We start from the raw sequence: 21,363 nt of genomic DNA on the forward strand, positions 1-21,363 counted from the left end.
TCACATGGGAGGCTGTACCTTTTTTCATGAGGCTACGTTACAATAAGACGGGGGGTTTTGCACATGCGTATTGGAATCATTGGATTAGGCAGTATGGGACAAATGCTGGTGAAATCACTCTGTAAAAGCGGTGTGATCCAGCCTGAGCATATCACCGTCTTCAATCGAACAAGAGAAAAGGCTGAAAATCTGCAAGCATCACATGGCATTCTCATAGCCGATAGTGCGCAAGAGGTGTGCGACCAGGCAAATCTGGTCTTTCTCTGCACAAAACCACTGGATATCCTGCCTGTTCTCCGTGAGTTGTCTATCCCTGAAAGTGTACATATTGTTTCTGTAGCAGCAGGTGTTAGCATCGATGATTTGGAAACCGTTCATGCTGGAGCCGTGAGCAAAGTAATTCCTACCGTCACTTCGCAAGAGTTGCGTGGTGTATCCTTGTTTACATGCAGCAGTAAAACAACTACAGAGGATCGCAAACAGCTGCTCACCCTCCTGTCCTCCATTAGTCAATCACAGGAAGTATCCGAGGTCGAGATCGAAACAGCGACGATCCTCACCAGCAGCGCCCCAGGACTGATCGCAGGGATGCTTGATTCGTTCGCGCAGGCAGCCGTTCGCAAAACACCAGAGCTAGACCTGGATACAGCGAGAAGCATGCTGGTGGAAACGATGCTGGGAACCGCTCTTTTGCTCAAAAACGAACAGCTTGGCTTCGACCAGCTGATCGAACGTGTTGCTACCAAGGGTGGCATTACCGAGGAAGGCTTGCGTGTTCTTGACAAGACGCTTCCTTCTGGATTTGACGAGTTGTTTGCGATGACAGAATCCAAGCACGCTGCTTTAAAGATACTTGTCCAACAACAAATAAAAGCATAAATAGCGGATAGGAGAACAAGACGATGATTATCGGTTGGATTGGTTTGGGAAACATGGGCATTCCAATGGCTAGCAACCTGCTGACTGCAGGCTACGACGTACGTGTCTGGAATCGTACACCGGGAAAAGCTGCACCATTGGTGGCATTGGGTGCGAAGGAGACAGCCACTCTGTCAGATTTGGTAGCACAATGCGATGTACTGTTCACGATGGTAAGCGATGATGATGCAGTAAAAGCAATCTATACTGGCACAGACGGTCTCTTGAGCCTGTCCATTCAAGACAAGCTTGCAGTAGATATGAGCACGATTTCACCGGATACATCCCGTTATATCGCGGAGCAAGCCCAGGAAGCTGGACTGCGCTTTCTCGATGCACCTGTGTCCGGTAGCGTAGGGCCTGCCAAAGAAGGCAAGCTCGTCATCATGGTAGGCGGAGAGCAGGCTGATTTTGAGGTAGCCAAGCCTATGCTGGACAAGCTGGGTAAAGCCGCGTTTTATTTGGGACCAAACGGAGCGGGTACATCTGCGAAGCTGGCGATCAACCTGCTGCTGGGCATTACAGTACAAGGTGTGTCTGAAACATTACTATTCGCACGATCCCTCGGCATTGGTACGGAGCAAATGCTGGACATCATTTCCGAGAGCGCCGTAGGAACACCACTCATTCGCGGAAAAGCGGCATCCATCCTCGCCGACGACTATCCAGCTGCCTTTGCCCTAAAGCATATGGCCAAGGACCTTCGCCTTGCGAATGAAGCAGGCGTCTCTACCCCATTGGCTGAATCCGTAAATGCGACCTATCGTCATGCATTGGAAGAAGGCTTGGGCGAGCTGGATTTGATGGCGATCCTGCGTCATCTCGAGGGAAAATGAATACTCCCCCACTTACCTACCGGTTGAAGTGGGGGTTTTTTATGTGTCGTCGTTACCGGATTCTTCTTGCCTGCCAATTCTTGATATGACGTTCTACTGACTTAGAAATACACCCGATGTTTCTAGCCATCCTTCTTATCGTTTTATGCCGCTGTATGGCGGCTATGAAGTTGGGAAGGTGGCTAGCCATTCAACGTTACCATCGCCCAATATATGTAAACTGGTCGTCACCAGATTTTTGACCCTTGCACTGTTAATAGTTGGGACTTCATCCCATTTAGCTGCGATGAATATTTCTCTGACCGCCCCTTCACCTTATCTATCGTTCTATGTACGTACATTGTTGCAATTTATTTTTGATAAAACTGCAAGAAAACGAACATAACAAAAAAACAGGTCAATCATGGTGGTATCTGACCATGATCGACCTGTTTTTTGTATCTTTAGGGTATAAAGCCAAAGCATTGATGTGCGTACAAATAAAATGAAAAAGTCTTTATTCGAATACAACTTGAGTTAAGTCTACTTAGATTCATCTGCCCTACTCATTCGGCACTGGGTGGGGTCTACTCATTAACAAACCACAATAGGATAAAAGACCACAATACAGGTGGCTATCTCGTATTGTGGCAATGTTGGTTCTATTTCATTATCTTTTTGTTGTTGTATAAATCCATACAAATATCTTGACTATAATTTACTCAACGCATCCTTAATTCGACTAGAGTAAGTTGTTTAATAATCCGAACAAATCCATAAATTAATCAACATGTCCATTGTCAAGTGCATCCAAGGTTTCATCACTTATATCAAGTGGTTCCCTTTTAACTCGATTTGCAAGCGAAAGAAAATCAGTAGCACCAGCTACATTCAAATAACCTCCCCTTATAAAGAAATGGCCACCTCTTTCATATAGCTTTATTGCTGGCTCAAACAAATCTTTATTATCAATAGCAATTTTATTTCCTTCATCAATGAGTGCGTTTAACTCTAAATAACTGGTAGCAATTTCTCTAACATAACTATTGTCAATCTCCTTTAGTATTTGTAATTCGTCAACACTCACTTGTGGCTTAGTTATCGAATTTGAAATGATAATAAAAGGATACCTACAAGACCCAGGATAATATTGAAAAAATATTGATGCTCTTCTTAAGTATTCTTTACTCAAATGAACGTGTGATCTTGCTCGCTTGTTTCCAATACAACTCCAATCTATTGCAGAAATACGCTTAATTGCCTGATTAAAATTTTCCATCAATTATTTCGCTCCATCTTCTCTATTTTTATTGCCCAAAAACTTTTTTTGAATAATAGTCATATGCTCCAGGGAGTTCAAATGAAGGTTGATCAGAAGCTACATCATGTGCACCAGGAGGATCTGAACCAAAATCATCACTATCTTTTTGATACGAACCAGGATTTTTATATGGGTAGCCTTGTTTCATTATTTCACTTTCTGTTAATTCATGTTTAGCTAACTCTTGAAACCACTTTTTTTGTTTTGGATTCAGCTCACCTTTTTGTGCCTCTTTCCATATAAACCCTACTTCTAAATCAGGGGTAAAGTGGCCAACTCTATAACTTTGATTATCTAAAGGGATTTTATGTGTATCAAAAAACATGTGTTGTTTCATAGCCCTAATTTCTTCTATTGTCATACCAGTATTTTTTGCAACCTGTTCAATATCAGTCATACCAACACTTCTAATATCATCATAATCCTTTGATGCAGCTTTATATTCTTTTTCTTGAAATTCATCCATAAATGTGGGTTTATAATCATCTACACGCTTGTATTCATTCCAATCAACCTTTTTAAGGGTAGGTATTGATTCAGGAACATTACCCGTCCCCTCATTATTTCTATTATTCCCATGATTATTGTTATGCCCGCCACCACCATTCCCGCCCAGCGAAAATGACATCGGCCTACCTGTATCGGGAACCAGCTTGGAAAATCCTTGCATAGCAGCTAAAAAACTATCAACCATCTCTTGCATTTCTTTCAACGCATCTTCAACAGTCTTCGCCTTCGTTTTGAACTTCCCATCCAGCGTTTCCATATCTTTTTTAATAGAGTCAAAAAGCCCGAATAATGGAGTTCCATTTCCGTCGCTTCCATTGCTTCCATCTCTGCCGTTACCATCTGGCGTACGATCCCTATTTGGTCCATCTGGCTTCAGTTTGGCTGCTGTAGTCACTGTCTTTATAGCGGCTCCACCCATTCCACCTGACAGTCCACTCGCGATTACCTCAGCACCTATGACATCCACTCTTCCCCTATTCCTACCTCGTTCGTAGCTTTCCTCCAGTGTTCTTTTTAGCTTTGCTTCTTTACCTCCATACTCGTCTTCTATATGGTGTAGCCAATTCACCCCGACCGGAATAACGTAGTCCTGCATGACGCTCTCACCGACTTTTGTACCAGCCCCTTGTAGATCTTGACCGATTTCACCTAACGACTTCTCGCCCTGAAACACATCTCCTACATAGTTTGCCGCACTCGTAGCTTTTTGTTCTGTTTCTTTTGCTAAGTTGTTCCCCTCGGTTAACGACTTAACCTTAGTTCCCCTGATGTTGGTGACCGTCTCACCCTCATCACTCGCTAACAATTGTACTCCCGTGTAGGCAACATCGACAACATCTACGGCAAAGTTCCATAGCGACGACAGGGTCTCTTCAACGACTTCCCCTTCCCCTTTGGCTTCGGCCGTATCGTGATCTGCGAGTCGTTTATCTACCGCGCCCTGCCAGCCTAGACTCTTAATATCTTGTTCAAACGGACTCAAGATTGGTGCAAACGAATGACTCTTCTCCGCATCCAGAAGAATCTGATCGCTACTCGTGTCGTTCTCTTCTACTAATGCGATCGTATCCGCAGCTGTATCGAGGTACATCCCTGCCGAACCCACCATGTAGACAGCGGCACCATTTACATTCAGCTCTCCTGACGCGTGAATGTTTACATTCGTGGTACTGTTCAGACTCACACCCCAGAGGCTACTCAGCGAGATTTCCAACGCACCTTCTTTGGCGGTCATCCTCAGTTCGGTGTCTCCCATGGTGAATTCTTTTCCTTGTGGGATGCCAAACGATTTGACTCCCGGGTCCACCATTCGCTTGTCGTTCTTCTCGACAAAGCTTCCCTGTGGCGCATGACGGACGGAGTTGATGACCATCGCATCGTCCTCATCGGCACCTGGGAAATACAATTTTACTTTAGAGCCGATCTCCGGCATGAGGTATAGGATTTGGTTGCCTTCCGCCCCATACGGGAACCACTGTGCCTTGCTCTTGTCTTGCGTTTTATCGATAGTAAGATGGATTTTGACTTGGTTTCGTCCGATTTGAATGATTTTCCCGTCGATAGCGGCACCGATGATGGCTTTGTTATAGATCTTCTTTTGTTTCACACTTTTGCGAGTTGCGCAAACATACGTCCACCTGAATAGACCATCTACCATGCTTGCTATTCGCTTGGTAATAGCGAAGGTCTGCCCCTCTCGCAGCACTTCATCCCCAAGCTCTAAAACATCGTCGTGTTCAAACGTGTAGGTTCTGTATGGTGCGATGGACTGGTTAACCTCGTATGGCCTGTCTTTCAGCTTGATCTGCTTTCTTCCCTCTGGTAGACCGATCCAGAAGCGCACCTTATTCGCACTCACATCTGGTACGAGGACAGCCCCTACGTGAGAGGCAATTCGTTTTAAAAACATCCAGTCCGTCTCTTCATACTGCATGATGTATTTGCCCTGCTTGAGATCATTGAAGGCATTATCGATCATATCTCCACCAGGATACTTCGACACCAGCTCATCTACAATACTTGAGTACAATCGGCTCTCATCTTGAAAAGAACACATCTTCACGCCCATATCCATGGCATAGGTATGCGATACAGCTTCCACCGTCAAATAGTGGACATCACGGACAACCTTGATCTCCACATGATGTAGTCGTCCGATAAATATCGACTTCTTCTGCTTTCCTACCTTCTGACACAGCTCAATTACGTCGTGGCTGCTTGCTCTATGTATAATCTCATCTTCTTTTTCTTCGGGAACAATACCTGTAAAGCGTAATTTTGCATGTTCGCCAGTTTGATGGACAAATTCCAACCGATCAAGTCGGATCGTTCCATAGGACCAGACAATTTGTATATCCTGGTAGGTCATGACTCCATCAGTTCCCTGCATAAACTCCTCTCCTTCAATCACATCAATCCTGCCCATCCTTTTCAATCGTAATAATCCCTTTGACAGTACAAATCAGCTCCGACTTACTGAGTAATGCTGGCTCGTTTTTTACCAGTACATCGTGCTTTCCATCCGTCCACTTGTTAGCTATCATTGGTCTACATACGGTTCCTGTTTCCCTGCAAATACCAAAACATCCAATATTGGCATCGACAACGTTATCGGCAATATTCATGACCGGTTTACCACGCGCGTATACTCCGTGGCATTGCGGCAAATTTAAAAAGCTGGTGTCTGTTCCCTCACTGCATTTTACGGTTGCCCCACGTACAACATAGGAATACTCACCGTGTGCCTTCGGAGCCAGAAGTTGAAGCAAAGACAAAAGCATCTCCCTACTCCCCTTTCGTTACATAACGTTGCAATAACTCATACCAGTCGCATCGTTCGAATCAAGGCTCTAGCTAATGGCTGCCATACAATTACTTCGTCAGCTGCGAAATGGAAGCTACCGAGCAGCAATCTCCCCTCTAGTGCAGTAACAAACAAGATTTGATAATACTTCCCGTTCTTTAGCGGTATGACGAATTCACTACTCGCCACCTTCACTTCACTGAGCTCAATCACTTCGTTATGTACGACTTGCAAGCCCGCTTGCTTTTTTTTCAACTGAATCGTCAGTGTACTCAAAAATTGCTCTACATCGTCCATCTGTATGAGGTGCGTCATATGTGTCAGACCAAACATGACTGTGCCTTTTTCATTTTTGTAAGTCATCTGATCATGCTGGTGAGTTGTATTTCCTTTTGATTCGATCCCTCTAGGAATCAGCCACATAGACGTTGGGAGATGAATCGCCACCTGCTCGTCGAAAAATAGATTCTCTTCACAATAAATCGTTTGCCCTTCGTACTCTATGACACCAAGCTGCACTCCTGCCAGCCATTCTTCAGGTGACATTTGTGCCATCTTCTCTTCTACTTCCTTGATTTCACGTCGTTTCTGGATGTCATTCCAGGCATCCAAGATCTTCTCATCCCAGTAAACGGTCATGACTCCCTCCGTTACGCCTGCTCTACTTTTTGTAAAACGAAGCCCGTATAGCTTCTACGCAGTAAGCTTTCTGCTGCATCGAGACTCACCACGATATACGGCTCCAAAATTCCTTCAATGGCAAAAAAATGATGCGCCTTGATCTTTTCGTGGTCTAACACAAGTCTCTTTACGGTTCCATTTAGATAAAACTCGCTATCCTGTGAAAGACAATCCAAGGTAGGTATTTGCATGACCCAGTACACGTTTTGTGAGCCAGATCGCTTGTCTATCAAATGGACACATTTCCACTGAATTCTCGGATTGTATTTCTCGATTATCGACTTCATCTGTTGTGACATCATAGGCACAGGCTTTTCCAGCCAGTCTGTGTATTCGTTGAAGCTATGTTCAGCGACATCTAAAATCGAGACAGGCGGGAGCTGTGCGAAGCTGTCTTCCTTTCGTAGACCCAGCGGTTTCACCTTTTGAGCGATTCGACTGTCATCCATGAGTTGGTAGTAATCTCTCAAGTCATCCCGCCCCCTTGATTTGATCTCGTGTGGAACCATCATCGATATGCACATCTTCGCTAAAGTCTTTAAACTCCCCGACTCTGATGCGCAAACATTTCGCCTTATTTATCTCCGAATACTCTGGGAGTTTTATGGCTTCATGGATCGCTATCCGGATCAGATCCGTCACCATTTGACCAAAACAATCCAAACGCTTCCATACCATATGCTCCACATCCGCTGTGTGTAGAACACCGATGTACTTTTTACGCTGCTCATCTAGAAGACGAATCAACGATGAAATCTCTTGAAAAGCCCAATTGGCGTCGTATCTGGCATAGCATTCGACAGGTTCCCAATACCACTGATCTGTATAAGCCTCGATGAGGTAGGTATAAGTACCTTCCAGAATAGATGTCCTCAGCATGGAGTAATGAATAAATCCAACAGGTGCTAGCTCCTCACGATCCTGCATGACTTTGATCCGACTTGCGATCTGTCGAAACGACTCCACAAACTCATCGACGAGCTGGGCTTGATGTTGATGGAAAAATAGCTGGACTGCCGCCACCCGTTCTGCCAAAGCAGGCAAAAACACCTGGTCGTGCAGATGCTGGAGTGCTTCTTCTTTCATCATGACCGTGTGTTCCTCCCATTAGTTCATTTTTATCTCTGTTCCCTTGATCTCGATCTTTTCATTTAATGAAATGGTGTTTCCTTTTCCAATCAGCTCGATCTTATCGGCTTTGACGCGTAGCGTTTGCCCGATCAGATACGCCTCTTTACTAGCACTAATGCTCACATTTTTATCACTCACGATCTCGATTCCGGTATCATCGCTGATTGTGATAGACATACCGCCTGCTGATATCACGATCTTATCTGGCGCCAGCATGATCTCCTTGCCGTATTTCGTGCGGAAGGTCTTCACAGCCGGATCTTTCATCCGATCGGGACCCGCGCCCGCGCTCGGTCTTGAGCTACTTGGAGCGGAGGACTTTTGGGGAGACGGAGATTTGGCATCTGGGTTATCTCGGAGCACCGAGCTGATGGCAATACCGTCCTCTTCCTTTTTACTCGGGAAGTAGATTCGTATCTGGTCGCCTATTTCCGGCATGACATACCAACCTGTATTGTTCTCGGATGTATAGATCGTCGAATAAGGGAACCAGTAAGCGGTACTCTCATCCTGTTGATCATCCATGTCTAGTTTGGCTCTGATATTATCTTTTTGAATCTGAAGAACGCGCCCTTGGATAGAGGCACCGATGATCGCGTTGTTATACATTTTCTTGCGCGAGAGTCCCTTATGTGGAAAGAGCTTGTAGGTATGCGTCAGTATTCCTTCCTTCATTTCAGTGACAGCTTCTCCGACGACAAGCTTCTTGGACTTGAAGCTCACTTCATCACCGACTTCGAGGATCTGCGGGCTTTCCACTTCATATACCGTAAAATCTTGATCATCAATTCCTGGCACTCGGTTTTCCGCAGCGCTCTGATATTCCCCCACCCTCTTTTGTACCGTATAATGCGCGACCTCTAGCTTGCCTTTGTCCTTCCCTTTAGGCAGACCGAAATAAAATTTGGGTAGATCAAAAGCCGTTGCAGGCACCAAGCCCGTATAGAATCGCGAAGCCATCCTCTTGAGAAACTGCCAGTCGGTTTCATCATATTGCATCACAAACGTATTGATCGCCTTGCCGTTCGTGACCGAATCAATAAAATCGGCTTTCCCATATGCGGACAGCACCATTTTGACTAGCGCCGCATAAGTCATCGCTGGATTTTGGAATGAGCGTTTTCTCGGTTTGACATCCAATAAGTAGCTATGTGAAACAGCCTTCACTGTTAGGTAATAAATGCCCCTGACAGATTGGATGTTTACATTCGTCACGATGCCTTGAAACCATGGCTTCGGCTGCCCCTTCTCGTCCGTCAAAGCTATTTTGATATGCGTTTGTTCATTTGTTAGATTCACATAGCTGTCTCTCAGCTCATCTGGAATAATGCCCGTGATCGTTACCTTCGCGTGTTCGTTCATCTTTTTAACCACTTTTAGTGATTGCAAATGCGTGAATTTGTAAGGTGTCACTTGAATATTTCCATAGGTTAAAACCCGATTACTCACGTAGACTCCTCCCTCCGTGGATATATCCAATGTTCTATCTCCTATACCAAAATAGACCATTATTGATAGATAAATTAATGGTAGTAGTTGTTTCGATTACCATAAATAAGCATAAAGTCCTTTTTTTATTTTCAATCTAGTGCTTTTTACCCTGTTTTTGGAAATGTCCAATCGCCCTACCTACTTGTTGACCATTACCCTGTAACTACTAACACACAGGTAGCTGGGCTACAAAAAGTTCATTACGCACGAAATATTGAGCTCAAACAAATTTGACAAATGACTAACAGAGCTTTTATTAGATGAATGAGGAGCTCGTTTTAAAGAAAAGAAAGACCGGAATTCTCTCCGGTCTTCTAGGCTATTGTTTGGCCTTCAGCCACTTATTAAAAATCTTTGCTTCCTCTACTGCCCGTTGATCTGACCATACATCACCAGGTTTGTTGCCTTCCCCGATGATATAGCCCGCAAATGGCATTCCGACAAAAGAAAAAACATACTGAAACTGCTGAATCAGTGGCAGTCCCTTCACTCTGGGCTGGTCTCCGCCAGTCGTAATGACATACGCCTGCTTTTGCCCGAGAGATTCTTTGAAGGAATAACGCTTGTCACGCAAGCTCTGCGACCAGCGATCCACATAGTTTTTCATATGACCGGACATGCCGTACCAATAAATCGGCGTGGAGAAAATCAGAAAATCATGGGCGAGCACCGCCTCTGTCACTTCATCGTAATCATCCGCGACTGCATCGAAGCCTCCCTCGTCATGCCTCTGGTCGTGAATCGGGCGAATGTTTTTCTCTCGCAGACGGATACTGGTGTGCGGCACGCCTTCCAATGCTAGATTTGTCAATTGCTCCGTATTCCCCGCATCTCTGGAGCTTCCATGCAAAACGAGAATGTTCATGTGCTCCCCATCCTTACTCCTATTCTTCCCTCCTCTTTATTGTAGTAAGAAAATCTGGCTTACTCAAACCTTAATCAAGATAAAAAATACATATACCTTCTTATGATCAAGAAGCATATCATCAAAAAAGGCTGCCTTACCAGTAGAAAAGTCTACGGATAAGACAGCCTGCTTTTGCTTTAATTTACGGAAACCCCACTAGAATGCACCGTCTGCTTTTTTTGCAAACGCAACGCCAAAAGGAAAGCGATGAGCAACAATCCAGCAGATACGTAATAGACAGCCCGGACTCCCTGCCATTCAGCGATAGCCCCCATCATCAAGGCAGACGCACCAAAAACGAGTAAATCAATCGTTCCTTTTGCTGACATGACATAGGGCAGTGCTGCTTCCTCCGTCTCTTGCTGCAAAAGTGTCTGCTTGCTTACATGCACCATTTCCAAAAACGGGCCCAGCGCAAAGGAAAACAACAGTGCCACCAGCGCGTTCGTACTGCTGCCAAAACAAAAGGTAAAAAATCCGACGCCAATCGTACTGCAAACGATCCAGCGAAATAAATGGCGACGCATTCGCTCCGCATACATCAAAAGCAGCGCCCCACCCGCAATGGCTCCAAGCATGTAACCGGCATTGATGTAGCCCCACCATTCTTCTCCTTGTCCAAGCACATCGAGGACAAATAGCAGCATAATCGCAGCGATCCACACACCCCCGGACAAGCCGATCACGACATCCATCGCGACCAGCAATCGCAGTACAGGTACATCGCGAATTGTTTTCCAGCCAGTGAGCCAGTTTGTCGTCGCCCTGGCTGCCTGTTTTTCATGCAGCTTTTCACTTGCCGGTGCAATGCCTGCCATCGCGATCGTTGCCACTACATAGGCACCAACCGTTCCCCACAGAACAACACCTGCTCCCAGCCAAGAAACGAGTAATCCCCCTGCGGCCCAGCCAGCAAAATGAACGGTTTGATCCGAGGTGGCAAGCAAACCATTCGCTCGCATTAGGTCTTCTCGTCCTATCAACTTCGGCACCATAGCGTTGCGCGCAGGGTTTGCCCAGCCATCCATAAAGGCGATGGCTGACCCCAATCCGAACAACAGCCAGATCCACTCCCCCTGCTCTCCTACACCGCTGCTGACAGCTAATGAGGCTACAGCCAAAAGTAACGTCTTCAATCCTTGCGACAGCACGAGCATGCCCGTCAACGACAGGCGCTGAAACACCAACGGAGCCAACAAGCTGCTTACAGACTGCGAAGCTACGATGACAACCGGTATAAACGCCGTGTACATGACGGAGCCAGTTGCAGCGTACATGACCGAAATAAACGCGACAATATAAAATACATCCCCAAGGTTGGCCAATGTCTGACCCGCCCAGAGGCAAATAAAGCGTCGATGCCACATAAAGCACACCCTCCTGTCGGTTCAGGACCAGCCTATACGTCCTGATGGAATATGAAGTTATTCACACCGACTCGCCATCACAATGGAGGTGCACCTCTTTTCGCGAAAATTACCTCTTATTCTATTCCAGAATCAGGATGCTGTACAGATTTGTTTCGGAAAAAGCTGTAGTACACCCAGCCTGCGTTAATAAACAAGAACGCACTCGTCATGTAAAAGACTCCGCTAATGCTCACATAGCCTGCCAAAAAGCCGCCAATCATCGGCCCAAGCATACTGCCGATACTGACAAAGCTGTTGTTATAGCCGTAGACGCGACTGACCATATGTACAGGTGTTGCTCGTCGCAGCAAAGCATTGACGGATGGAAGCAATCCTCCCAGCGACAGGCCTAACAAAAACCGGAGCGCGACCAGTTGCCATACCGTATGTACCAGACCTTGTGGAATGAAGATGATTGCGGCAGCCAAAAGTGAGAACAAGAGCACCTTTTGCGAACCGAACCGATCTCCTAAACGCCCCAGCTGTGGGGAGGCAAAGACGTTTGCTACCCCCATGCATGCCTGGACAATACCGGCCCACAACGCTACCTTTGCCCCTTCCGAACCGAGCAACTGCGATATGTAGATCGGCAACACAGGGATAATGCTAAACAACGCAAACTGGATCATTACGGTTACAAAAAAGAGCGCCGGGAGTTCTTTGGAAGAGAAGATCATCTGAAAATCTTCCCGCAGACTCGACCGTTCCTTTTTTTCAGGTGGAACAAAATTCTCTTTCACCGTAAACGTAATGACCAAGGTCGCCAGTAATAATACGCTGCCCGTAATCACAAAAATCATCCGAAAGCCGATCTTCTCCGCGAGAACACCGCCAAACAGCGGTCCCATAATGGTTCCGGCCGTAATAAAAGACTGAAGCAACCCTGTTGCCCAGCCAATTCGTTCTTTTGGCACAGAGGATGCTACCAACGCGGTACTGGCAGGAATGATTCCCCCTACGAGTCCATTGAGCAGGCGAAGGGCCAAAAGCTGCCACAGACTTCCCGCAAAACCGGTCAGTGCCATGGTAATGGACATGAAAAATCCCGAGCGCAAAATCATGATCTTGCGCCCGTGCTTATCGGCCAAATTTCCCCAAATAGGCGAGACGAGGCCCGCCGTTAAAAAGTTGGCTCCAAAAATAATCCCCGCCCAAGCCGTAACCTGATGAGGGTCTTCAATTCCGAAATCCTGCTGAATGTAAAGCGGTAAAAAAGGCATGATCATGCTCATCGCCACCATGACGAAAAACAACGATCCGCAGAGCACATATAAATTACGGCGCCATATCTCCATCGGATTTCCTCCAATCCCATCTGCTTATCCCAGTTGCGGGTCGGACGTACTTCCTAAATCTTGCACACTCCACAGGCCATAGTATACTCCCTTGCTCTCCAGCAATTGCTCATGCGTGCCTTCCTCAACGATTTGTCCCTCTTTCATGACAATGATTTTGTCTGCATGGGTAATCGTCGAAAGTCGATGGGCCACGATGAGCGTGGTTCTGCCTTTTGCCAATCTGGACAATGACTCCTGAATCGTGTGCTCTGATTCCAAGTCGAGTGCAGACGTCGCCTCATCGAGAATCAGAATACCGGGGTCACGCAGGAAAACACGCGCAATCGCGATTCGCTGCTTTTGTCCGCCCGAGAGCTTCACGCCGCGCTCTCCCAGCTCCGTATGGTAACCATTCGGTAATTCACTAATAAAGTCATGGGCATTTGCCGCCTTCGCAGCTTCTTGCACAGCACTGTCATCCGCATCAGGATTGCCCATTAAAATATTCACTTTTGCTGATTCACTAAACAAAATATTATCTTGCTGCACCATCCCGATGTGGTGACGCAAATTTTGTTGCTTCACATCACGGATATCGATGCCATCAATCGTAATTTTCCCTTCAGTCACGTCCCAAAAACGCGGCAGCAAGCTGATCAGCGAAGATTTTCCTCCGCCTGACATCCCGACAATCGCAACTGTTTCACCAGAAGAGATGCTCAGATTGACATTGTTCAAGACGAGAGGGCCTTCCTCCCGATAGCGGAAGGACACGTTCTCAAAGCGGATTTCTCCGCGAATGCGTTTGGTTCCAGGGTCTACAGGCAGCTCTCCCGCGTTTGGCTTGTCAACGATATCGTACGATTCATCGATAAACTCGAACATCCGGTCCATCGAGGCAATTGCCTGTGTCAGTACCGTGCTGGAATTGACCAGACGTCGTAGCGGCGTGTACAAGCGCTCTAAATATGCATAAAACGCAACAAGCGTCCCTACGCTCATGCTCCCGCCAATAACTTGGTAGCCAGCATAGGCAATGACCAGGAGCGGTGCGATATCCGTCACCGTATTGACCACGGCGAAGGTTCGGGCGTTCCACCGCGTATGTGCCAACGCCTTCTCCAAAAACTGATTGTTCTCCTTGGCAAATTCCTTGCTCTCCTGCTTTTCTAATGCAAAGCTGCGGATGAGCGACATGCCGTTCACGCGTTCGTACAAATATCCTTGTAAACGCGCCAGAGCTGCAGAACGATCCTTTGTCAATTGACGCAAGCGCTTGTAGAAAAATTTGACGGAGATACTGTACAAAGGAAAAACAATAATCGCGACAATCGTCAGCTCCACATCCATATAGAGCATGATCCCCATCGTCAGTGTAATCGTAATCAGGTCCAACCAGAGATTCATCAATCCCGTTTCCACGAAGCTTTTGGTAGATTCCACGTCGTTAATAACCCGAGAGATGACCTCACCCGTTTTTGTATTGTTGTAGTAGCGCATCGACAGTCGTTGCAAATGAGAGAACAATTGATTGCGGATGTCAAACAAGATACGGCTGGATACCCACTGTGCATAGTATTGCCGGATGTACTCAATAGGAGCGCGAACGACAGTAAATAACAAAAAGGCCCCGAGCATCAGCCAAAATAACTGTTTCAGCTTTTCCTCTTGAGGAAGCGGACTCGGCAACAGGTCATCAATGACGTATTTGATAAGAAGCGGCAGAGCAAGTGGGATCGCAAACTTAAAAATACCAATAAAAATAGTGCCCAATATTTGTTTCCAATAGGGCAGGACATAAGCCAAATAGCGGCGTATGCTCAACCATCATACCTCCTTTGCAAACAAGGAAATCCCTCCCCCGGTCATTCGGGAAAGGGATTATTCCTCATCATCTCGCACTAAAAGATAACGCTCGTACCAACGTTGGACGAAGCCGCTTTGAAAAGGGCCGCGTCGTGCGCTTACCCAATCCAGCACCTCTCGCAATGCTGTCTGCACTCTTTCCACAACAAATGGAGGATAGTTCATCTGTCTGCTATGCAAAAGAAACTCCTCTTCGTCGAGAATCGAGTATGTCATATCGGGAAACACTTTTACGTCGAGATCATAGTCTATGTAGCTTAGCAATTGTCCCTTCATACTGAAGGGCGAACCAATGTTGCAATAATAATAAATACCGTCATCACGAATCATGGCAATGGTATTGAACCACTGGCCTCTACCAAATGTACAAATGGCCGGTTCACGCGTACGCCATTCCCGCCCGTCTGCTTCTGTCACCTTGACCCGATCATTTCCCCCAATCACCACCGCATCACTGGTATGAATCAACGTAGATTTGTCCCATATGCGGTGCAACGAATGGTCATGTTTATAACTTTCTATGCGGATATTGGAGCCCGGAGTTGGTGACATGACTCTCCCCTTTCTTCTCTTCTCTATTTGAATGGGGACAAGCCTCCTTTAAGAAGAGAGCTTTTTGGAAAGTGTAACATATTTTTGTACTTCATAGCCAAGTGAAAGGTAAAACGGAAGGACTTCCGGATTTGATTGATTGACCATGATCAAGACGTTATTGACACCTCGTTGCTTGAAACGCTTTTCAATTGCTTCAACGAGTTCGCGACCAATACCTGAGCCTTGCATCTCTGGAAGTACAGCCAATCGGTAGAAATAGGCACGTGCTCCGTCGATCGTGCCAACCACGACCCCTACAACTCTGCCTTCCATTTCTGCAACCATTACCAGATCGCTGTCCCAAGCCAAATGCTGGGCCAAATCGTTCAATGACTCTTTGTCCGATTGGTCCAACCCCGTCTCCTGCCAAATACGTGTGATAGCCGAATAGTCACCGAGTCGAAACGGACGAATCAGCATGTGTTGCCTCCTTCGTAACCTTCTTCCTCTATTGTACAACACATGGACAACTTTGTCTTGTGTCGCAACACCATAAAGTCTCCAACTCCCTACTCCCTCTACAATAAATCATTATGTCAAAAGAGAAATACCGCCGTCTACAATCAATGTTTGTCCGCGAACCATCCAAGCTTTGTCGGAGAGCAAGAACATCACAGCATTAGCCAAATCTTCCGGCTCCACAATGCGTCCTGCTGGCGTACGCTCTGCTGAGCTGCCGAGCAATTCTTCACGATTCGGGAAATGCTTGAGTGCATCCGTATCCACAGCTCCGCCAGAAACAGCGTTTACTACAATGTTATGCGGTGCGAGCTCGACTGCCAAATAACGAGTAATCGCTTCTACAGCTGCCTTTGATACGCCAACCGCTGTATAGTTGTCGAGAACTCGAATGGACCCAAGGCTGGACAAGCTCACGATTTTTCCGCCGTTGCCGCCCTTGATCATTAGTTTTGCCGCTTCTTGCGCACAGAACAACAGTGCCTTGCTGTTGATTTCCATGGTCCAGTCCCAATGGCTTTCTTCCAGCTCCATCAGGGGACGCAGTACACCCGATGCCGCATTGTTCACAAATACATCCAAACGACCGAATTCCTGGTCGATTTCTGCGAACAACTCTTTGATTTTTGCTACATCCCCTACATTGGCTTTGATCAGATGGACACGAGCGCCCTTTGCTTCCAGCTCCGCTGCCGCTTCTCTTGCCGCTGTGCGGTTACGCAAATAGTTCAGCACCAGGTCATAGCCCTGTTCCGCCAATTGAAGCGCAATCGCTTTTCCGATCCCTCGCGTTCCGCCAGTTACCAGTGCTACTTTTTTCGTTGTATTCATAAAAAGATTGCCTCCTAACCTGACCAACTATTAATAGCAGGTACTAATAAGTAAAAATCACTTATTCATTATACAACTCCACTTGCGCTTTTTCTACCTGCGGAAAAAATCCCGGCATGACTTGATCCTCTCAACTATAGCCATACTAAACTCGCGGTATCAGGCAAACCACTACCACATAAGGAGGAATGGCAGGGTGTACATAGGTCGGGAATTGTCCGAATTAACCATGGTGCCACTGGCTGATTGGGAAATGAATGAGCTGCTTTATTACCACCACAGTTTTTCACAATTGGCAGCTTACCTCAGTGCAGAGGGAGCCTCTCTTCACGTCAAAGTCATCCATGAGCTTGAATCCCGTGGACCAGTGAATGGAGACAGCGGGGGATGGGATCATTCCTCGTCACCTATTTACGATTAAGTAAAAAACCCGGCTGCTCGTGTATGTAAACACGGCGCCGGGCTTATTAATTAGATACGGAACTTGCCGATCTGGTTTTGCAATTCCTCCGCGAGGTGTTCGAGGGAAACGGCTGAAGAAGCAATCTCTTCCATAGAGGCTAGCTGCTCCTCCGCAGCTGCGGATACACTTCGTGTTCCATCAGACGCTTGTAGTGTCACCTCGGAAATATGACCAATGATCTCAACCACTTGCTGTGCCCTTGTGGAGAAATCACGCGTCGCTTCAGATACCTGACCGATTTTCTCTGCCACCTCATTGACGGCTGACTGAATTTGTTCGAAGGACTGGCCAGCTTCGTTCACTTTTTCAATCCCTTCCGTTACTTCACGCTTGCTTTGATCCATGACAATTACAGCATGGTTTGTCTCCGCTTGAATCGCGGTGATCAGCTGACTAATTTGTTGTGCCGAGCTTGCAGATTGCTCTGCCAGCTTGCGTACCTCATCAGCCACCACAGCAAAGCCTCGTCCATACTCCCCTGCTCGAGCCGCTTCAATTGCCGCATTTAGTGCAAGCAGGTTGGTTTGATTGGCGATGGCAGTGATCACATCCACAATGTTTCCGATTTCTTGGGAACGCGTACCCAGATTATCCACGACTTTTGCCAGACTGTGAATCGACTCGCTGGATGCGTTCATTTGCAACACAGCCGATTGAATAGATTGGTTTCCGGTTACTGCCAAGTGCGACGATTCCTGAGCTGCGGTGAATACATTTTGTGTATACTCTGCGATCTGACCGATTCTTGCCGACATTTGTTCGACTGCTGCGTTACCCTCCTGCGAATGGGAGACTTGCTGCTCGGCTCCCTCCGCCATTTCTTGTATAGTCTCCGCAATCTGTTCTGTTGCTTTACTCGTCTGATCCGCGCTTGCTGCGAGCTGCTCTGCCGAAGAAGCCAGCTGCTGAACGGAATCATTTACAGAATGGAGCAAGGAACGAAGAGATTCCGCCATATGATTGAAGGCTTTGCCCAATGTACCCAACTCATCGTCACTTCGTATATTTACTTGTTGTGTCACATCGCCTTGGCTCATTTTTTCCGCTGCTTCTGTCAACATGCGCAAAGGTCGGAGTAGGGAGCGCAAAATCAGGTAAATGACTCCGCCAGCTACCACAAGTGCAATAATTATAATCACGAGCATCGTGTAAAAAATCGGATTTGCTGCTTCTGCTGCTTCGCTTTCATACATCACGCCTACAAGCTTCCAACCCGTATTTTCATTCGTAGTAAACACGGCTTGGACGGGATTTGCTTCGTGCTGAAATTGCAAACGCCCTGACTCTTCTGCATATACAGTATCCACCCAAGACTCTGCAACCTCAACTCCAGACTCTCCATTTGGATTGACCAGCATTTTGCGATTTTTATCCAAAATGGCCATAAACCCTTGGGTACCGATCTTTGCTTGCTTGACCGTCTCGTCCAGTGCAGTCAGTTGAATATCAATTCCAAAAACACCAGACTGATCAGGCAAGGCCATCGCAATTCCCACCACGACTTTTCCGGTAATAGCATCAATGTATGGGTCCACAATGATGTTCTTTCCTGGCTGCTTCATAGCTGCTATGTACCAATCCCTTTTTCGCGGATCATATCCGTCTGGAAGCTTGGAGCCGGTTGCGGTCATCATGCCGCCATTCACATCCCCGATATACGCTTCACTAACTTCTGGATTTATCGCGAGAAAGCGCTGTAATTTTTTTTGCGTAATTGTTCTGGTCTCTTCCATGATATCGTTGCGTACAATATCAGCAGCGACCCATTCCACATTCCTTGATTGTTCCAAAAGTGTACGATTCAAAAGCGCGTCTACTAAACGGACATTTTCAGAGGCAGTCGTAAGCAATTCATCTGACAACTCAGCCTTGGCACTTTGATACGAGAGCCATCCAAGTGTCAGCAGGGGGATGACTAATATTGTGGAAAATGTAGCGATCAGCTTGGATTTTACAGTGAGTCTAGGTGTTTTCATTCGCTGCATCACCTTTCTGCATGTTATCATTGTCCTATATTAATACCCGCCATATGCATGAGTAAACCTAAAATTGCCAACTAAACGCATAAAAGTTTATTATTTATTATTTTTTATTATATTCAGAATATACTTTCTTCTGGAAATAGGTAAAAATTCGCTTTACAACAAGAAAAAAATGCCATATTCTAAGAGTACGTTCCACACACTACTACTACGGAAAGAAAGGAGGCAGCACAATGATGATGATAGCTATGAATCTAAAACCAGCTTTTATTGATCGTCTTGTGGATGTTCCAACTGAATATAGCAGCGCCTCCTGGGTCGACGAATTCCAGTAGTATTCGTACTCTTCAACATTTCTATTTCGTCTATTACCGACCACAGGTGTTGTTGCTTGTGGTCTTTCTATGTCCTTCAAAACGGCATGTCCGTTTTTGTTGCCAGAAGACCGCAGGCTTTCGCCCGTGGTCTTTTTCTTTCTCGCCAATTAACATTTTCCACCTTGAAAGGGGGTGATTGGTAATGGTACTGAACTTTTTGCTTTTCACAGTCAAGATTGAACGCAATAAGGAACAAGCAGAGAAGCTTTTCGGAGAATCTGCTCGCTGTCGCTATCTCGAAGAACGCGCCGAAGAACATGCTTTTGAAGCTGCACAATTTGTGAGCCGTATTTAATGGACACCACTACTTGACTACAGGAGGGATTTTGGTATGAAAAACAAACAACGGCGTCAGATGATGAGGTTTACAGGAGTCAAAGCGATAGATGGCAGCTGACTGCACCAAATTAACGGGATGGGAGGGATACACTCATGTACATTCCAATGATTTTCTTCACAATCATTATTGAGAAACGGAAATTGACACCGAAGCAAATTGAAGCAAAATACATGCAACAGCAAGCGCTGAAACGTATGGAAGAACAAAAGCATCAGATCGTTACACAATTTCCAGAGTTTTTGATTCGATAAAAAGAAACAGTTTTACAAAGATCATGTCTGCGGGGGCATGATCTTTTTATTTTCCGCTGCTCTTCCCCTCTCTCAAAGCTTTATAATGGATTCAAAAGAGAAAAGTGGGGAGTGAAATCATGGAGTATCAAATCGTCTTTTTAGACATTGATGGAACACTCGTCAACGAAGAAAAAATTATACCACCAGATACGCTCGAAGCCATTCAAGAGCTGCAAAGAAACAAGATCGAAGTCGTCTTAGCAACAGGCAGAGCTCATTATTATTTTGACGAGCTTGCCCAGCAGTGCGGCATCGATTCGTATGTCAGTTGCAATGGCGCATATGTCGTCTATCAAGGAAAAACGATCTATGATCGCCCCCTCCCGACCAAAACACTCGATCAATTGCAGCAGATCGCGGCCCAGCACGACCATCCCATCGTGTTTCAAGGCAGTACGGCGGGCTTTTCTACCCATAAGCAGCATCCTTATTTGGATTGGACTTTTCAGCAATTGAAGCTTGATACCCCCGATCACAATGCGGACTTCGTCCATTCTGAAAATATTTATCAAGCGCTGTTGTTTACACCAGATGCACATGAACAGCAGTACAGAGAAGAGATTCCCGCTCTCTCGTTTATACGCTGGCATGAGTATTGTATGGATGTTTTTGCGAAAGGCGGTTCAAAAGCCCTCGGTATTGAAGCGCTCCTCTCGCATATCGGGCTTGCGCCAAGCAAGGCAGTTGCTTTCGGAGACGGTCTGAATGACAAAGAGATGCTCTCTTATGTCGGGATGGGGATCGCGATGGGCAATGCGCATGAAGCTTTGTTGCCGCATGCCAATTATGTAACGCGACACGTCGATGATGGCGGGATATCTCACGGCTTGCGTTACATCGGTCTGATGAAATAAATAAAAGCTGCCGAGAAATGCTCGACAGCTTTGCCTACTTG

At 46.3% G+C, this 21,363-nt stretch carries 21 protein-coding genes; 6 read left to right on the forward strand and 15 right to left on the reverse strand.

Annotated features, from left to right (window positions below):
- The first annotated feature begins 63 nt into the window (after nt 1–63).
- Together FB479_RS22910 and FB479_RS22915 are read left to right on the forward strand one after the other, a co-directional pair.
- The gene (locus FB479_RS22910; RefSeq protein ID WP_142066827.1) at nt 64–879 is read left to right on the forward strand and encodes a pyrroline-5-carboxylate reductase family protein; all 816 of its coding nucleotides are present in this window, start codon (nt 64–66) and stop codon (nt 877–879) included.
- 23 nt (nt 880–902) lie between these two features.
- Nucleotides 903–1,754 (forward strand): NAD(P)-dependent oxidoreductase, encoded by an 852-nt coding sequence (locus tag FB479_RS22915; RefSeq protein ID WP_142066828.1) that lies wholly within the window; start codon nt 903–905, stop codon nt 1,752–1,754.
- A 760-nt stretch (nt 1,755–2,514) separates the two neighbouring features.
- On the opposite strand, the gene FB479_RS22920 is transcribed toward FB479_RS22915, so the two are convergent.
- The 14 genes from FB479_RS22920 to fabL form a co-directional block, all read right to left on the reverse strand.
- Complete coding sequence (locus FB479_RS22920) at nt 2,515–3,012, reverse strand: hypothetical protein (protein WP_142066829.1); 498 nt, start codon at nt 3,010–3,012, stop codon at nt 2,515–2,517.
- 28 nt (nt 3,013–3,040) lie between these two features.
- Nucleotides 3,041–5,953, reverse strand: coding sequence for a late control protein (locus tag FB479_RS22925; RefSeq protein ID WP_185746402.1), 2,913 nt, complete (start codon nt 5,951–5,953; stop codon nt 3,041–3,043).
- Nucleotides 5,954–5,975: 22 nt separating this feature from the next.
- On the reverse strand, nt 5,976–6,344 hold the full coding sequence (locus tag FB479_RS22930) for a DUF4280 domain-containing protein (RefSeq protein ID WP_106654279.1): 369 nt from the start codon (nt 6,342–6,344) through the stop codon (nt 5,976–5,978).
- 38 nt (nt 6,345–6,382) lie between these two features.
- The gene (locus FB479_RS22935; RefSeq protein WP_142066830.1) at nt 6,383–7,006 is read right to left on the reverse strand and encodes a hypothetical protein; all 624 of its coding nucleotides are present in this window, start codon (nt 7,004–7,006) and stop codon (nt 6,383–6,385) included.
- Between the two features lie 11 nt (nt 7,007–7,017).
- Complete coding sequence (locus FB479_RS22940) at nt 7,018–7,518, reverse strand: imm11 family protein (RefSeq protein WP_142066831.1); 501 nt, start codon at nt 7,516–7,518, stop codon at nt 7,018–7,020.
- A 1-nt stretch (nt 7,519) separates the two neighbouring features.
- Complete coding sequence (locus FB479_RS22945; protein ID WP_142066832.1) at nt 7,520–8,137, reverse strand: hypothetical protein; 618 nt, start codon at nt 8,135–8,137, stop codon at nt 7,520–7,522.
- A gap of 18 nt (nt 8,138–8,155) precedes the next feature.
- The gene (locus FB479_RS22950) at nt 8,156–9,628 is read right to left on the reverse strand and encodes a contractile injection system protein, VgrG/Pvc8 family (RefSeq protein WP_142066833.1); all 1,473 of its coding nucleotides are present in this window, start codon (nt 9,626–9,628) and stop codon (nt 8,156–8,158) included.
- Between the two features lie 361 nt (nt 9,629–9,989).
- Nucleotides 9,990–10,535: a flavodoxin family protein gene (locus tag FB479_RS22955; protein WP_142066834.1), complete on the reverse strand. Its 546-nt coding sequence runs from the start codon at nt 10,533–10,535 to the stop codon at nt 9,990–9,992.
- Between the two features lie 179 nt (nt 10,536–10,714).
- Nucleotides 10,715–11,944 carry an MFS transporter gene (locus FB479_RS22960; RefSeq protein ID WP_142066835.1) on the reverse strand — a complete coding sequence of 410 codons (1,230 nt, stop codon included), beginning with the start codon at nt 11,942–11,944 and terminating at the stop codon, nt 10,715–10,717.
- A gap of 116 nt (nt 11,945–12,060) precedes the next feature.
- Nucleotides 12,061–13,281, reverse strand: coding sequence for an MFS transporter (locus FB479_RS22965; RefSeq protein WP_142066836.1), 1,221 nt, complete (start codon nt 13,279–13,281; stop codon nt 12,061–12,063).
- Between the two features lie 24 nt (nt 13,282–13,305).
- Complete coding sequence (locus tag FB479_RS22970; RefSeq protein ID WP_142066837.1) at nt 13,306–15,087, reverse strand: ABC transporter ATP-binding protein; 1,782 nt, start codon at nt 15,085–15,087, stop codon at nt 13,306–13,308.
- A gap of 57 nt (nt 15,088–15,144) precedes the next feature.
- Nucleotides 15,145–15,681: a DUF402 domain-containing protein gene (locus FB479_RS22975; RefSeq protein ID WP_106654269.1), complete on the reverse strand. Its 537-nt coding sequence runs from the start codon at nt 15,679–15,681 to the stop codon at nt 15,145–15,147.
- 48 nt (nt 15,682–15,729) lie between these two features.
- Nucleotides 15,730–16,143: a GNAT family N-acetyltransferase gene (locus FB479_RS22980; RefSeq protein WP_017250148.1), complete on the reverse strand. Its 414-nt coding sequence runs from the start codon at nt 16,141–16,143 to the stop codon at nt 15,730–15,732.
- Nucleotides 16,144–16,254: 111 nt separating this feature from the next.
- A complete protein-coding gene (gene fabL, locus FB479_RS22985) occupies nt 16,255–17,013 on the reverse strand; it encodes an enoyl-[acyl-carrier-protein] reductase FabL (RefSeq protein WP_012684763.1) in 759 nt (252 codons plus the stop codon).
- Nucleotides 17,014–17,209: 196 nt separating this feature from the next.
- On the opposite strand from fabL, the gene FB479_RS22990 reads away from it, so the two are divergent.
- The gene (locus tag FB479_RS22990) at nt 17,210–17,434 is read left to right on the forward strand and encodes a hypothetical protein (RefSeq protein ID WP_007729801.1); all 225 of its coding nucleotides are present in this window, start codon (nt 17,210–17,212) and stop codon (nt 17,432–17,434) included.
- A gap of 50 nt (nt 17,435–17,484) precedes the next feature.
- Here the strand turns inward: FB479_RS22990 and FB479_RS22995 are convergent, their stop codons facing one another.
- Nucleotides 17,485–19,452 carry a methyl-accepting chemotaxis protein gene (locus FB479_RS22995; protein ID WP_142066838.1) on the reverse strand — a complete coding sequence of 656 codons (1,968 nt, stop codon included), beginning with the start codon at nt 19,450–19,452 and terminating at the stop codon, nt 17,485–17,487.
- A gap of 525 nt (nt 19,453–19,977) precedes the next feature.
- Between FB479_RS22995 and FB479_RS30605 the strand changes: the two genes are divergently transcribed.
- From FB479_RS30605 to FB479_RS23005, 3 genes are all read left to right on the forward strand, one after another.
- Nucleotides 19,978–20,130 (forward strand): hypothetical protein, encoded by a 153-nt coding sequence (locus FB479_RS30605; RefSeq protein WP_164724519.1) that lies wholly within the window; start codon nt 19,978–19,980, stop codon nt 20,128–20,130.
- A gap of 137 nt (nt 20,131–20,267) precedes the next feature.
- A complete protein-coding gene (locus FB479_RS23000; RefSeq protein WP_106654267.1) occupies nt 20,268–20,426 on the forward strand; it encodes a YrzI family protein in 159 nt (52 codons plus the stop codon).
- Between the two features lie 119 nt (nt 20,427–20,545).
- On the forward strand, nt 20,546–21,322 hold the full coding sequence (locus FB479_RS23005) for a Cof-type HAD-IIB family hydrolase (RefSeq protein ID WP_106654266.1): 777 nt from the start codon (nt 20,546–20,548) through the stop codon (nt 21,320–21,322).
- The last annotated feature ends 41 nt before the right edge of the window (nt 21,323–21,363 follow it).

It is taken from the genome of Brevibacillus sp. AG162 (genome assembly GCF_006715575.1).
GTDB lineage: Bacteria > Bacillota > Bacilli > Brevibacillales > Brevibacillaceae > Brevibacillus > Brevibacillus brevis.

Coding starts and splice junctions, on each gene's coding strand:
- FB479_RS22910 (WP_142066827.1), top strand. CDS start 64: ATGCGTATTGGAATCATTGGATTAGGCAGTATGGGACAAATGCTGGTG.
- FB479_RS22915 (WP_142066828.1), top strand. CDS start 903: ATGATTATCGGTTGGATTGGTTTGGGAAACATGGGCATTCCAATGGCT.
- FB479_RS22920 (WP_142066829.1), bottom strand. CDS start 3,012: ATGGAAAATTTTAATCAGGCAATTAAGCGTATTTCTGCAATAGATTGG.
- FB479_RS22925 (WP_185746402.1), bottom strand. CDS start 5,953: ATGCAGGGAACTGATGGAGTCATGACCTACCAGGATATACAAATTGTC.
- FB479_RS22930 (WP_106654279.1), bottom strand. CDS start 6,344: ATGCTTTTGTCTTTGCTTCAACTTCTGGCTCCGAAGGCACACGGTGAG.
- FB479_RS22935 (WP_142066830.1), bottom strand. CDS start 7,006: ATGACCGTTTACTGGGATGAGAAGATCTTGGATGCCTGGAATGACATC.
- FB479_RS22945 (WP_142066832.1), bottom strand. CDS start 8,137: ATGATGAAAGAAGAAGCACTCCAGCATCTGCACGACCAGGTGTTTTTG.
- FB479_RS22955 (WP_142066834.1), bottom strand. CDS start 10,535: ATGAACATTCTCGTTTTGCATGGAAGCTCCAGAGATGCGGGGAATACG.
- FB479_RS22960 (WP_142066835.1), bottom strand. CDS start 11,944: ATGTGGCATCGACGCTTTATTTGCCTCTGGGCGGGTCAGACATTGGCC.
- FB479_RS22965 (WP_142066836.1), bottom strand. CDS start 13,281: ATGGAGATATGGCGCCGTAATTTATATGTGCTCTGCGGATCGTTGTTT.
- FB479_RS22975 (WP_106654269.1), bottom strand. CDS start 15,681: ATGTCACCAACTCCGGGCTCCAATATCCGCATAGAAAGTTATAAACAT.
- FB479_RS22980 (WP_017250148.1), bottom strand. CDS start 16,143: ATGCTGATTCGTCCGTTTCGACTCGGTGACTATTCGGCTATCACACGT.
- fabL (WP_012684763.1), bottom strand. CDS start 17,013: ATGAATACAACGAAAAAAGTAGCACTGGTAACTGGCGGAACGCGAGGG.
- FB479_RS22995 (WP_142066838.1), bottom strand. CDS start 19,452: ATGAAAACACCTAGACTCACTGTAAAATCCAAGCTGATCGCTACATTT.
- FB479_RS30605 (WP_164724519.1), top strand. CDS start 19,978: ATGGTACTGAACTTTTTGCTTTTCACAGTCAAGATTGAACGCAATAAG.
- FB479_RS23000 (WP_106654267.1), top strand. CDS start 20,268: ATGTACATTCCAATGATTTTCTTCACAATCATTATTGAGAAACGGAAA.
- FB479_RS23005 (WP_106654266.1), top strand. CDS start 20,546: ATGGAGTATCAAATCGTCTTTTTAGACATTGATGGAACACTCGTCAAC.